The sequence below is a fragment of the Rhodococcus sp. NPDC058521 genome (genome assembly GCF_042719695.1).
Taxonomy (GTDB): Bacteria; Actinomycetota; Actinomycetes; order Mycobacteriales; family Mycobacteriaceae; genus Rhodococcus_F.
Genome location: NZ_JBHXNL010000010.1, coordinates 104086 through 116107 on the forward strand (window position 1 = coordinate 104086; position 12022 = coordinate 116107).

Here is a 12022-nt window from a genome sequence, read left to right on the forward strand (position 1 = left end):
CGGCACGATATCGATCATTGGCAGAGTCATCGCCGCTCTCCTTTGGCCGTTCCGGTCGATATCTGGTCGTTGTGTTCGAGTTCAACTCCGCTGGATCGCCACAATTGCGCGTATCCAGGCTCGGAGAGCAGATCGTCGTGCGTCCCGGTTGCCACAATCCGGCCGGAATTGATCAGAACTATCTGATCGACGCCGCGAATGACCTCGGGCCGGTGGGCGATCAGCAGCACCGTCCGTCCACGGACGAGCGTGGAAAGCGCTTGCTGAATTTCGTGCTGGGATTCGGGATCCGTCAGCGCAGTGGCTTCGTCCAGAACGAGAACCGGGGCGTCGACCAATAGTGCGCGAGCAATGGAAATGCGTTGCGCCTGACCGCCGGACAGCCCGGTGTCCTTGCCGTAGACAGTGTCGAAACCGTGAGGCAGAGCTTCGATCTCGTCGAGGATCTGAGCAGCGCTGGCCGCTTTCCGGATGTCCTCCTCGGTGGCGTCGGTACTGCCCAGGGTGATGTTGTCTCGGATGCTGATGCCCAACAGTTGTGGGTCTTGTAAGACGAAACTCACCTGTGAGTACAGATCGGCTACCTGTGCGACGGGTATTCCGCCGATGCTGATCGTTCCCGACTGTGGATCGTCGAACCGGGCCAGGAGAGTCGCGATCGTCGATTTTCCCGACCCGGACGGTCCCACGAGCGCGGTGATCGTGCCCTCACGGAGGGTGAAGCTGATGTCCTCGACGGCCAGCGCGGAATCTGAGTCGGATCCGTAGGAATAGGTGACGTGCTCGAAGACGACCTCGTGTGACTGCGGTACCTCGCTGTGGGCGTCGTCGGTGCCCGTCAGGATCGGGGTTTCCAACAGATCGGTGAGTCGCCGGGCCGCACCTCCGGCGAGTTGTTGGGACCACATGGACATCATCGCCACTTCGAGCGCGTACGGGACCAACAATGCGATCAACGCGGTAGCGAGAACGTCAGCGGTGGTGACCGAGCCTTGGTGGACCAATACAGAACCAACACCGATATTGATCAGCAGTATCAGCGGAACCGCAAGGAAGGACATGCCCAGCGCGGACACCCGGACGAGCGGTTTGACCCAAGCGAGATAGAAGTTGTAGAAGTCGTCCGCGGCCTCTTGGTAGTTGCGATGCGCTCTACCAACCCTCCCGAACGCCTTGACCACCGCAATGCCGGTGACGAACTCGACCATCCGGGCAGACACGGTCGACAGCCGCTGATCCATTTCTGTGGTTTTTTCCCCCATGCCTCTCATCGACAGCATCATCGCTCCGACGTACAGCGGCAGGGTTGCGATCGAGAGGAGCCCCAGCCGCCAGTCGATTACGAAGGCGTAGACCATCAACGCTATCGGCATCACGATTGCGTTGGTGCCATCGACCGGCTTGTGCGCAATGAGGTGGTGGATGGTCTGGATCTCGTCTTGCAGTGCCTTGCGCACCCGGCCCGAGTTGGTGGACGTGAACCACGCCAACGGCACCCTGGCGAACCGCTCCACCATTCGCTGCCGGACCACATGGCCCAAGCGGGCGTCCGCCAAGTGGGTGATGAACAGCGCAACAAAGTAGATGAGCAGTCGGAGCGAAAATGCTCCGATCAGGATCGATAACCACAGGTCAACCTCGTGTCCGTCGACGTCCACGCCCGTGGCATGGGCTTGGAGCAACGCATCACCGATCCGAACCAGCGCGATATAGGGCACGACCGCAAGGACCCCGGACACGACTGCGAGCAGTCGCCCGATATTGAGCTGAGTCGCTACCGGCTTCATCAGCTCCGCGAGGGCCCGCGAACCGGCCTTCTGCTGTTCCTTGTTGTTGTCTTTGGGGGCTGCGTCATCCGATCGTGGAGCGGAACGGGTCAGTTCGGAGCCGGCCGGAGGGGAAGTCGTCGTGCTCATAACACTCCTGGATCTGGATCTCTGTGCCTGCGGGTGAACACCGAAGTCGACAGATACCTTAGGTGTGGCAAAGGTAATTCTGAATGCCGTTCATATTAAGAAGCGCCAGCAGGTTCCGCAAGACCGTGCCAAGTCGCAATTCAGCCGGCGCTCACGGCTCCGCGCAGGTACGCGCCGAGGGCCCCTGCCAGCTGATCGATACTGGCGCGGGTTCCCGGTGTCAGACCATCGAACGATCGGGCGCCGGCGAAGCGGTCGAACACCACTCCTTCGACGACGCTGACGAAATCGGCGCCCGCGGTGTCCGGATCGGTCGCCCCAAGCGCCTGAAGCAATTCGACGGCTCGCGGACGTGAGAACAGGCTTCCGGCGAGCAGGCGGTGAAGTTCCGGGTCGTCGGCCAGCTCGACTGTCAGGGCGTATCGGGCGCGGACGTCGTCGAGCCGCTCGTCCAACAGTCGGTCCAGGATTTCGGCACCGAATCGGGCCATATCATCCGTGGTCGGAGCTACTTCCGACGCTGCGGTGGCCGACTCGAAGTGCTGCCTGGATCGTTCGGTGAGGTGACGGACCGCGGCCTCGAGTAGGGCTCGCTTGGTTCGGAAGTAGTAGGACGTCGACCCGCCAGGAAGATCGAGTTCGCTGTCTACGGCTCGATGTGTGAGGGCGCGGAGCCCAGAGCGAGCGATCACCGCGATCGCGGCGTCCGCGATCAGTTCGCGCCTATCGGTCATGCTGTCTCTCCACTCACACTGCCACTGATTCCATTGACCACATGAACTCTACATCCATAGAGTGCCCTCTATGGATGTAGAGATCGATTGGGACGATGCACAGCGCGTCGCCGTCGCGCAGCTCGATGTCACCGCACATCAGTTGCGTAGTAGGTGGCCGAGGAAGTGGAACGGCCGACCGAAGGGGACCTACCTGTGGGGGCCGGTCGGGCGCGGAAAGACCGCCGTGATGGACGACTTCTCCGAGAAGGTGACGGTGTCGAAGCGTCGCGTGCATTTCCATGCCTTCTTCCAGGAACTGCACCGCAGCACACACGCGCACGGATCCGTCGATCGGGCGATGAACGAGCTGCTCCACGGTGTGCGTCTGCTGTGCTTCGACGAGTTCCACGTGCACGATGTCGGCGATGCCACCCTCTTGGCCCGGTTGCTCGCTCACGTGGAGGAGCGCGGAATCACACTGGTCGTCACCTCCAATTATCCGCCGGAAGGGTTGCTGCCCAACCCGTTGTTTCATCACGCTTTTCTGCCGTCCATCGAGTGGCTCGAGACGAATCTCGATGTGCTGTCGGTGGACGCCGGAGTCGACTACCGGGCAGGTGGGACGGTGAACGAGGGTGACCACCGCTTCGCGTCCGGCCGGTACGTTGTGGAGGTCGATCCCACGCTTCCCGGAGTGGAGTCGCGGCAGACACTTCGTCCGGGCGGGCGCGGTGTCGTAGCGCTGGCCGCCGAGGATGACGCGGTGTGGTTCGACTTCGGTGCACTCTGCGAGACCCCGACGGCGGCAAGCGAGTATCTCGTGCTCGCCCAGACCTACCGGACCTGGACCATCAGCGGTGTTCCACACCTGGGTTCGGTTCTTGCCGAACCTGTTCGTAGGTTCGGCAACGTAATCGACGTGCTCTATGACGCCAACGTCGCGCTCACGATTATTGCCGACCGGCCGTTGGATGACCTGGTCGCCGGCGCTGACAGCACCCCGGACGTCGATAGGTTGCGCAGCAGGTTGTCGCTTCTCGCGGGCTCAGAACCGACGGATGTCGTAGATCTCCCAGTTCGATAGTGGGGTGAGGCCGACAGGGACCCCAGGGCTGTGAGCGTTGAATACCTGCCCGAACCCTGCATAGATTCCGATGTGGGAGGCGTCCCGGTTGAGGACGACGACGTCACCGGGGGCAAGTGCCCAGAGAGGAATGTGTGCCCCGACCTCGGTCTGCTCCCACGTGGTGCGTGGAAGGTTCACACCGGCTTGCCGGAAGGCCCACTGAACCAGTCCGGAGCAGTCCCAGGCATTCGGTCCGGTGCCGCCCCACAGGTACGGCTTGCCGGTTTGAGTGGTTGCCGCGGCCAGGGCCGCCAGCCCGGTCGGTGTCGGAATGGGCATCGGGATCACAGCGGACCCACTCGAGCTACCCGAGCTGCTTCCGGAAATTGGTGACGGCTCGGCCAACGCTGGACCGGCGGCGAGCGCGGTGGCGGACAAGGCGAGTGCACCTGCCACGACCGCGCGGCGGACGGGCCGGACTTGTCGCTCTCTCGGTCGGGACACAGGGTCCCCCTTCGTCTTCGCTACCAATTGGACAGCTGGGTTGTGGATTCCTAGGCTTTCAGGTGATCGAGTAGAGCGTACAAAGCAAAACCCGGCGATACCTGCTGAATCGTTATATTCGTTCAGCAGGTACCACCGGGCATTCGTTACCACCGCGTAATGTCTGAGTTCGCTGTGAAGCGTGCGTGGCTTCCGTATAGCTAACTCTTTACGTGAGAGTCAGGACCACATCTGCGAGAGCCGGCGCATCGTCGCGCTCCCGAACGGTGACCGAGATCAGGAGCCTGCCGTCCTCCGTCCAGATGCGTGAGTGAAGGGTTTCGCCTGGGTAGACGATGCCGGCAAACCGTGCCTTGTAGCCCGCAACCCTGCTGGCATCTCCGTCCAGAACGGCATCGACCGCGGCTTTGCAGACCATCCCGTAGGTGCACAACCCGTGGAGGATCGGTGCCGGGAACCCGGCCCCTTCCGCGAATTTCGGGTCGCTGTGCAAGGGGTTGCGGTCTCCGCACATCCGGTACAGCAACGCTTGCTGGGGGAGCACCGGGGTGTCCACCTCGAAGTCGGGCGAACGGCTGGGCAGTTCGACCGACTCGGACGGGCCGCGCTCGCCACCGAATCCGCCCTCCCCGCGGGCGAAGATGGACGAACGTGCCGTCCACAGGGGTTCGCCGTCGAGGTCCACGGTCGTGGACTCCTGAACGATGACCGCGGCCTTGCCCTTGTCCCACACGTCCGAGATTCGAGTGGTGGTGCGCGCCTTGCCCTCCGGCGGGATGGGCTGATGCACCGTCACTTCCTGACTTCCGTGCACCACCTTCGCCAGATCGATCTCCACTCCGGGGAACGAGACCTTCGGGGCTTCGGTCGCGTGGAAGTTGGCTGCCACCGTCGCGAATGTCGGCAGAACCTGTGGTGTTCCGTCCGTCAGATAGCGAAGTTCGTTCTCGTCGAGCGGATTCGAGCCGGCGCCCAATGCGAGGTGGTAATGCTGCACGTCGGAGCTGGACCAGGAGAACTCCTGGGTTGGTAGCTCTGCGCCGATCGCGACCTTCGGATCAATTGGCATTGCTCACCCCCGAATTCGCATCGATCCCCTGCGCTCTGGAGATCTTCGCGTCGCGGGACTCCTTGGCCTTCTTCGCGATGTCGAGAACCGCGAGGTAGGCGAAGGTCATCGCGGGGCCGATCGTCGCGCCGGGGCCGGCATAGGTGTGTCCCATCACCGGACCGCTGGCGTTTCCTACCGCGTACAGATTCTCGATGACACTTCCGTCCTCGCGGAGAACGTGAGCGTCGCGGTCGGTGCGCATCCCGCCCTTCGTGCCGAGGTCCCCTGGAACCATCTTGATCGCGTAGAACGGGGCCTTCTCGAGGGTGCCGAGACTCGGGTTCGGCTTGTTTCGGGGGTCGCCGTAGTAGTGGTCGTACCCGCTGTCGCCGCGTCCGAAGTCCTCGTCCTTGCCGTTGCGAGCGAAGGTGTTGAATCGCGAGACGGATTCGGTCAGGCCGTCCACCGGCAGGCCGGTCTTGTCCGCCAGTTCCTGCAGCGTCTCCGCCTTCACGACCACACCGGCCTTCAGCCAGCGTCCGGGGAAGGGCGAGCGCGGTGTGATGCCGGCGAAGGTGTAGCGGTCGCGGTATCGCTGATCGAGGATCATCCAGCAGGGAATGTTCTCGCCCGGACCCTCGCCCTGACCGTACTTGCCGCCGTACATGGCATGCGTGGCCTCGACATAGGGCGCGGACTCGTTCACGAATCGCTGGGCGCGGTCGTTGACCATGATGCAGCCGGGCAGGCTCCGCTCGGACAGTGCGAACCACGGCCCTCCGGTAAGCGGTATGGATGGCCCCCACCAGGCATCTTCCATGAGATCGAGTGCAGCGCCCAGCTTTTCACCGGCCCAGATTCCGTCGCCGGTGTTGGCCTTCGCGCCCACGGTCCAGTCGCTGCCGATCGGGGCACGCTGGAACTTTTGCCGAGCCTCGGAATTGTGCTCGAATCCGCCCGAAGCGACGATCACGCCGTGTCGGGCGGTGAAGGTCTCGGACTTTCCGTCCACCGTGGCGGTCACGCCGGTGACGACGCCGTTCGACGTCTCGAAGTCGGTCAGTGGAGTGTTCAGAAGGATGGGAACGCCGGCGGCCTCGAGTCCGGTGTACATCCCGGCCATCAGCGCGCGTCCGCGGACCAGGAGGTGCTTGCCGGTGATCTTGGCGGCAAGGAACCGTGCACCTACGCGCATTGCGCGCAGGGGGCCGCGTGGGTGACGGATCAAGAGGTTGAGCCAGCGATAGTCGGCCTGGGTGATCACGAAGTTGGACGGCGCCTTGACGTAGTCCGGCTCGAGTTCTGCGAGCTTCGCGCCGAGCTTCTTGCCGTTGAACGGCTTCGGCTCGATGCTGCGTCCGCCCAGACGTCCGCCCGGAGCCTCCGGGTAGTAGTCGGAGTACTCGGGAACCCACTGCATCTCGAGCTTGGTGTTCTTCAGCACGAACGAGAGCATCTCGGGGCCGCGGTCGATGTACGTGTCGATCCGGTCCTTGGGGACGACGTCACCGATGATGCTGTGCAGATAGGTGCGTGCGGCTTCGGTGGTGTCGTCGACTCCGTCTCGAACGAGGACCTCGTTGTTGGGGATCCAGACGCCACCACCCGAGCGGGCGGAGGATCCACCGAAGTGGGCCGCCTTCTCGAGGACGACGACGCTGAGTCCGTTGTGGGCTGCGGTGAGGGCTGCCGTCATCCCGCCGGCACCGCTGCCGACGACGACGATGTCGTATTCGTGCTTGCTCATGTAGAACACGTTATAGAATGATGTGGGTGTCAGTCCATCCTTTCTGCCAGGAAGTATCACGAGAGGATTGGGTCTGCACGAAAACACGTTGCAGTGAATTTGTCGTGAACGCGAGGGTGGTATGGGTGTGACCTGGGATGCGTCGACGGACGTCCTGATCGTCGGATTCGGAGTCGCGGGAGCGGCAGCAGCACTGGAGGCCGTCGCGGGTGGTGCCGAGGTGCTGGCCGTCGACCGTTCGTCGGGTGGGGGTGCGAGTGCTATATCCGGGGGGATTTTCTATGCCGGGGGCGGAACTTCCGTTCAGCGGGACGCGAAGGTGGACGACTCTCCGGAGGAGATGCTGAAGTACCTCCAGAAGGAGGTGGGCGACGCAGTGTCAACCGAGACGCTTCGGCGGTTCGTAGATGCGAGTCCGGAATCGATCGACTGGCTGATCGGGCACGGGGTGCCGTTCGAGGCCTCGTTGTGCCCGTACAAGACGTCGTACCCGAACAACAAGTACTACCTGTACTACTCGGGTAGTGAGGCGGCGGGCGAGTTCCGTGCGGTTGCGAAACCGGCACCCCGCGGTCACCGACCCAAGGGCAAGGGCACCTCGGGAAAGAAGCTGTACGCACCCCTCGCGAAGTCTGCGAAGGACAAAGGTGTCCAGCTGTACCAGCAGACCAAAGCGAGCAAACTGATCGTCGACGACGAAGGTGCCGTGATCGGACTCGAATGCGCGACACTTCGGGACGCTTCGGTGAGCGTGCGGCGTCGGCACGCGATTTTGTGCGCGCTGTCCGACAAACCCGGCGTCTATTCGCCGCCGACTCGGAACATCCTCGACCGGCTCATCGCGCGGATCGAGAAGAAGCACGCCCGCACGATCCGAATCCAAGCACGTCACGGGGTGGTCCTCAGTGCAGGTGGATTCGTCCAGAACCGCAAGATGCTCTACACCCACGCCCCCGACTACAAGGGCGGAATCCCGCTCGGCACCTCCGGTGACGACGGTTCCGGGATCAACCTGGGCGTCGAAGTCGGTGCGGGCACGGCAAAGCTCGACAAGGTGTCGGCATGGCGATTCATCGTTCCTCCGAGCGCCTTCCTCGGAACGCTGCTCGTCGGCCCGGACGGTCGGCGGATGGTCGACGAATCGCGATATGGTGCGGCGCTCGGCAGCGCGATGGTCAAGCAGAGCGGCGGTGCCGGCTGGCTGCTGGCAGACGCAGACCTCGTGCGTGAAGCGAAAAGTCAGATCGGCTCGCAGGCGATGTGGTTCCAGCGGGTCCAGACGGCCGGAATGATGCGCACCGCGGTCAAAGGCAACACCGTGGCCGAAGTGGCACGCAAGGCGGGGATCGACCCGGTCGGATTGCAGGCCACTGTCGACGCGCACAACGCGGCCGCTGCGGCCGGAGAGCCCGACCCGATGGGCAAATACAGCGATTTCGTACGCCCGGCGGTGGCAGCACCTTTCACCCTCTATGACGTATCGGTGAAGCCGAGCATGATGAACCCATGCCCCATGATCACCCTCGGGGGATTGGTGGTCGACGAAACCACCGGCGCCGTGCAGACACCAGACGGTCAGGACATCCGCGGCCTGTACTCGGCCGGTCGGACGGCTGTCGGGGTGTGTTCCAACTCGTACGTCAGCGGTCTCTCGCTCGCCGACTGCGTCTTCTCGGGGCGTCGCGCCGGCGCCCACATCGCAGCACTTGCCACAGCAACCACAGGGAAGGCATGACCGATGCTCTCGACGGACATTCGCACCGAGCTGGCCGACCGGCTCGACACCGCTGAACGCAGCCGAACCCCGATAGGCCCGCTCGTGGCTGCATACCCGGACATCGACGTCGTCGATGCTTACGAGATCCAGCTGATCAACATCCGTCGCCGCGTCGAATCCGGTGCGCGCGTCGTCGGGCACAAAGTGGGGCTCTCGTCTCTTGCGATGCAACAGATGATGGGCGTGGACGAGCCCGACTACGGACATCTCCTCGCGGACATGGAAGCGTTCGAGGACCAGCCCGTCGACACCGCGAAATTCTGCTTCCCACGCGTCGAGGTGGAGGTCGGGTTCATTCTGGGCAAGGACTTGCCCGGCGCCGGCTGCACGGAACAGGACGTTATCGACGCCACGGTCGCCTATGCGCCGTCCATCGAGCTGATCGACAGTCGCATCAAAGACTGGAAGATCGGCCTGCCGGACACGATCGCGGACAATGCGTCGTCCGCAGGATTCGTGCTCGGTAAGGAGCGGGTACGTCCGACCGACATCGACATCAAGAACATCGATGCGGTGCTCACCTGCAATGGCGAGCAGATCGCCGAGGGGCGCAGCGACGCCGTTCTCGGCAATCCGGTGACCGCCGTTGCCTGGCTGGCACAGAAGGTCGAGAGCTTCGGCGTACGTCTGAAAGCGGGGGACATCGTGTTGCCCGGCTCGTGCACCCGGGCGATCGACGCGCACCCCGGCGATAACTTCCGTGCCGAGTTCAGTGGGCTCGGCTCCGTTACTTTGCAGTTCAAATAGGAGTTGTTGATGACAAAAGCAAGTGTGGCAATCGTCGGTTCGGGCAACATCAGCACGGACCTGCTCTACAAGCTGCAGCGATCCGACTGGCTCGAGCCCCGCTGGATGATCGGTATCGATCCCGAAAGCGAGGGCCTTGCCAGGGCGCGAAAGCTCGGGCTGGAAACTTCCGCCGAGGGCGTGGACTGGCTACTGGCACAGTCCGAGAAGCCTGACCTCGTATTCGAGGCGACGTCCGCGTACGTGCACAAGGATGCTGCGCCGAAATACGAGGCCGCCGGTATTCGTGCCATCGACCTCACGCCTGCCGCGGTCGGGCCGGCCGTGGTGCCGCCCGCGAATCTGCGTGAGCACCTCGACGCACCGAACGTCAACATGATCACCTGCGGCGGGCAGGCCACGATCCCCATCGTCTACGCGGTCAACCGTGTCGTGAACGTGGAGTACGCGGAAATCGTCGCATCCGTCGCATCCCTGTCGGCAGGGCCGGGAACCCGCGCCAACATCGACGAGTTCACCAAGACCACCAGCCGCGGAATCGAAACCATCGGCGGCGCCACACGTGGTAAGGCCATCATCATTCTCAACCCGGCCGACCCGCCGATGATCATGCGCGACACCATCTTCTGCGCCATCCCCGAGGATGCCGACCGCGATGCGATCGCGGAATCCATCCATCAGGTGGTGGCAGACATCCAGCAGTACGTGCCCGGATACCGACTCCTCAACGAACCCCAGTTCGACGAGCCCAGCGTGGTATCGGGCGGACAGGCCACCGTCACCACCTTCGTCGAGGTGGAAGGTGCAGGAGATTTCCTGCCCCCGTATGCCGGCAATCTCGACATCATGACGGCGGCAGCAACAAAGGTGGGCGAAGAGATCGCCCAGAAGCTTCTGACAGTGAAGGCGTGAGCGACATGGTTCATTTCGACGGAATCCACTTCGACAGCGCTTGGGACATCCGCGTCACGGACACGTCGTTGCGTGACGGTTCGCACCACAAGCGTCATCAGTTCACCGGCGAGGAAGTTCGCTCGATTGTCGGCGCGCTCGACAACTCCGGAGTACCGGTCATCGAGGTTACGCACGGTGACGGTCTCGGTGGCTCCTCGTTCAACTACGGCTTCTCGAAGACTCCCGAGCAGGAACTCATCAAGATCGCCGTCGATACGGCAAAGAACGCGAAGATCGCCTTCCTCATGCTGCCCGGCTTGGGTACCAAGGAAGACATCGTCGAGGCGCAGGGCAACGGTGCCTCCATCTGCCGCATCGCCACTCACTGCACCGAGGCAGACGTCTCCATTCAGCACTTCGGGCTTGCACGTGAACGCGGCCTGGAGACGGTGGGCTTCTTGATGATGGCCCACTCGACCCCGCCCGAGAAGCTGGCGAAGCAGGCGCGCATCATGGCCGACGCCGGCTGCCAGTGCGTGTACGTCGTCGACTCTGCGGGTGCGCTCGTTCTCGAGGGCGTCACGGAGCGGGTCGAAGCGTTGGTGCAGGAACTCGGTAACGACGCCCAGGTCGGCTTCCACGGTCACGAGAATCTCGGACTCGGTGTCGCCAACTCGATCGCCGCCGTACGTGCGGGTGCCCGTCAGATCGACGGCAGCACACGACGCTTCGGCGCCGGTGCCGGTAACGCGCCCGTCGAGGCGTTCGTCGGTGTGTGCGACAAGATCGGTGTGAAGACGGGAATCGATTTCTTCGCCATCGCCGACGCTGCCGAGGATGTCGTGCGTCCGACAATGCCGCAGGAGTGCCTGCTCGACCGTCAGGCGTTGATGATGGGCTACGCGGGCGTGTACTCGAGCTTCCTCAAGCACGCGGAACGTCAGGCGGAGAAGTATGGCGTCTCGTCGGCAGAACTGTTGGTACGGGCAGGTAAGCGCAAGCTCGTCGGTGGTCAGGAAGATCAGCTCATCGACATCGCCCTCGAGCTTCAGAAGGAAGCGGCCGCGAGCTGATCTTCTCCCCCTTTGTCGACCAATGTCACACCGGTTCAGCTCACGCGAACCGGTGTGACATTCGTTGGGGCCCCGGTGAATAACGCCCCGAAACGACCAATGTCACACCCGTTCGATCGAACTGAACGTGTGTGACATTCGTCAGGAAGGGGGGAGGGGAATGGTCAGGTGGACTCGGGGTCTCGGACCTCGATGAAGCCTTCCATCACCGCATGATTGATGCTGTCCTGCAGGCGGGGGCAGCCGTCCTGCTCGGACGTCGAACGGCCCTCGGACACGCCCTTCTGGAACGTGGGGCAGGACTCGGCCGGATCGGACATCCACTGCACACTCGTGTGCTTCATGCTGTTCTTGCGCACCAGGACGCAGGTACCGCAGGCACGGCATTCGACTTGGTGCAGACCCGAATCGAGATAGTTGGCCTTGTCTGCCACCGTCTGCGCCGTGATGGCCTCGACGCGAGCCGGTTGACCCGAAAAATCGGGCGCCTTGGCCCACTTCGAGTTGCGCGATTCGGTCGAGGCACTCATG

Annotated in this window: 11 protein-coding genes; 5 read left to right on the plus strand and 6 right to left on the minus strand. The window is 63.1% G+C overall.

The window, feature by feature from the left end:
- Positions 1-26: 26 nt before the first annotated feature.
- Both ACFWO3_RS16170 and ACFWO3_RS16175 read right to left on the minus strand, forming a co-directional pair.
- On the minus strand, positions 27-1916 hold the full coding sequence (locus ACFWO3_RS16170) for an ABC transporter ATP-binding protein (RefSeq protein ID WP_378579476.1): 1890 nt from the start codon (positions 1914-1916) through the stop codon (positions 27-29).
- A gap of 140 nt (positions 1917-2056) precedes the next feature.
- The gene (locus ACFWO3_RS16175; protein WP_378579478.1) at positions 2057-2650 is read right to left on the minus strand and encodes a TetR/AcrR family transcriptional regulator; all 594 of its coding nucleotides are present in this window, start codon (positions 2648-2650) and stop codon (positions 2057-2059) included.
- Positions 2651-2720: 70 nt separating this feature from the next.
- On the opposite strand from ACFWO3_RS16175, the gene zapE reads away from it, so the two are divergent.
- The gene (zapE, locus tag ACFWO3_RS16180; RefSeq protein WP_378579480.1) at positions 2721-3716 is read left to right on the plus strand and encodes a cell division protein ZapE; all 996 of its coding nucleotides are present in this window, start codon (positions 2721-2723) and stop codon (positions 3714-3716) included.
- Here the strand turns inward: zapE and ACFWO3_RS16185 are convergent.
- The 3 genes from ACFWO3_RS16185 to kstD all read right to left on the minus strand — a co-directional run bounded on the left by ACFWO3_RS16185 (position 3678) and on the right by kstD (position 7000).
- Positions 3678-4202: a C40 family peptidase gene (locus ACFWO3_RS16185; protein ID WP_378579482.1), complete on the minus strand. Its 525-nt coding sequence runs from the start codon at positions 4200-4202 to the stop codon at positions 3678-3680. The genes zapE and ACFWO3_RS16185 overlap by 39 nt on opposite strands.
- Positions 4203-4410: 208 nt before the next feature.
- Complete coding sequence (locus ACFWO3_RS16190; protein ID WP_378579484.1) at positions 4411-5271, minus strand: MaoC/PaaZ C-terminal domain-containing protein; 861 nt, start codon at positions 5269-5271, stop codon at positions 4411-4413.
- Positions 5261-7000: a 3-oxosteroid 1-dehydrogenase gene (gene kstD, locus ACFWO3_RS16195; RefSeq protein ID WP_378579486.1), complete on the minus strand. Its 1740-nt coding sequence runs from the start codon at positions 6998-7000 to the stop codon at positions 5261-5263. Before kstD ends, ACFWO3_RS16190 begins: the two co-directional genes overlap by 11 nt.
- 121 nt (positions 7001-7121) lie before the next feature.
- Here kstD and ACFWO3_RS16200 point away from each other — a divergent pair, with 121 nt between their 5' ends.
- From ACFWO3_RS16200 to dmpG, 4 genes are read left to right on the plus strand one after another with little or no spacing between them, the layout of a single operon-like run.
- Positions 7122-8735 (plus strand): FAD-binding protein, encoded by a 1614-nt coding sequence (locus ACFWO3_RS16200; protein WP_378579489.1) that lies wholly within the window; start codon positions 7122-7124, stop codon positions 8733-8735.
- A gap of 3 nt (positions 8736-8738) precedes the next feature.
- Positions 8739-9524, plus strand: coding sequence for a 2-keto-4-pentenoate hydratase (locus ACFWO3_RS16205; protein WP_378579491.1), 786 nt, complete (start codon positions 8739-8741; stop codon positions 9522-9524).
- Between the two features lie 6 nt (positions 9525-9530).
- The gene (locus ACFWO3_RS16210) at positions 9531-10436 is read left to right on the plus strand and encodes an acetaldehyde dehydrogenase (acetylating) (RefSeq protein WP_378579493.1); all 906 of its coding nucleotides are present in this window, start codon (positions 9531-9533) and stop codon (positions 10434-10436) included.
- A 5-nt stretch (positions 10437-10441) separates the two neighbouring features.
- Positions 10442-11491 (plus strand): 4-hydroxy-2-oxovalerate aldolase, encoded by a 1050-nt coding sequence (gene dmpG, locus ACFWO3_RS16215; protein WP_378579529.1) that lies wholly within the window; start codon positions 10442-10444, stop codon positions 11489-11491.
- A gap of 164 nt (positions 11492-11655) precedes the next feature.
- Here dmpG and ACFWO3_RS16220 read toward each other — a convergent pair whose 3' ends face one another.
- Positions 11656-12021, minus strand: coding sequence for a hypothetical protein (locus tag ACFWO3_RS16220; RefSeq protein ID WP_378579495.1), 366 nt, complete (start codon positions 12019-12021; stop codon positions 11656-11658).
- Position 12022 lies beyond the last annotated feature (1 nt).

Coding starts and splice junctions, on each gene's coding strand:
- ACFWO3_RS16170 (WP_378579476.1), bottom strand. CDS start 1,916: ATGAGCACGACGACTTCCCCTCCGGCCGGCTCCGAACTGACCCGTTCC.
- ACFWO3_RS16175 (WP_378579478.1), bottom strand. CDS start 2,650: ATGACCGATAGGCGCGAACTGATCGCGGACGCCGCGATCGCGGTGATC.
- zapE (WP_378579480.1), top strand. CDS start 2,721: ATGGATGTAGAGATCGATTGGGACGATGCACAGCGCGTCGCCGTCGCG.
- ACFWO3_RS16190 (WP_378579484.1), bottom strand. CDS start 5,271: ATGCCAATTGATCCGAAGGTCGCGATCGGCGCAGAGCTACCAACCCAG.
- kstD (WP_378579486.1), bottom strand. CDS start 7,000: ATGAGCAAGCACGAATACGACATCGTCGTCGTCGGCAGCGGTGCCGGC.
- ACFWO3_RS16200 (WP_378579489.1), top strand. CDS start 7,122: ATGGGTGTGACCTGGGATGCGTCGACGGACGTCCTGATCGTCGGATTC.
- ACFWO3_RS16205 (WP_378579491.1), top strand. CDS start 8,739: ATGCTCTCGACGGACATTCGCACCGAGCTGGCCGACCGGCTCGACACC.
- dmpG (WP_378579529.1), top strand. CDS start 10,442: ATGGTTCATTTCGACGGAATCCACTTCGACAGCGCTTGGGACATCCGC.
- ACFWO3_RS16220 (WP_378579495.1), bottom strand. CDS start 12,021: ATGAGTGCCTCGACCGAATCGCGCAACTCGAAGTGGGCCAAGGCGCCC.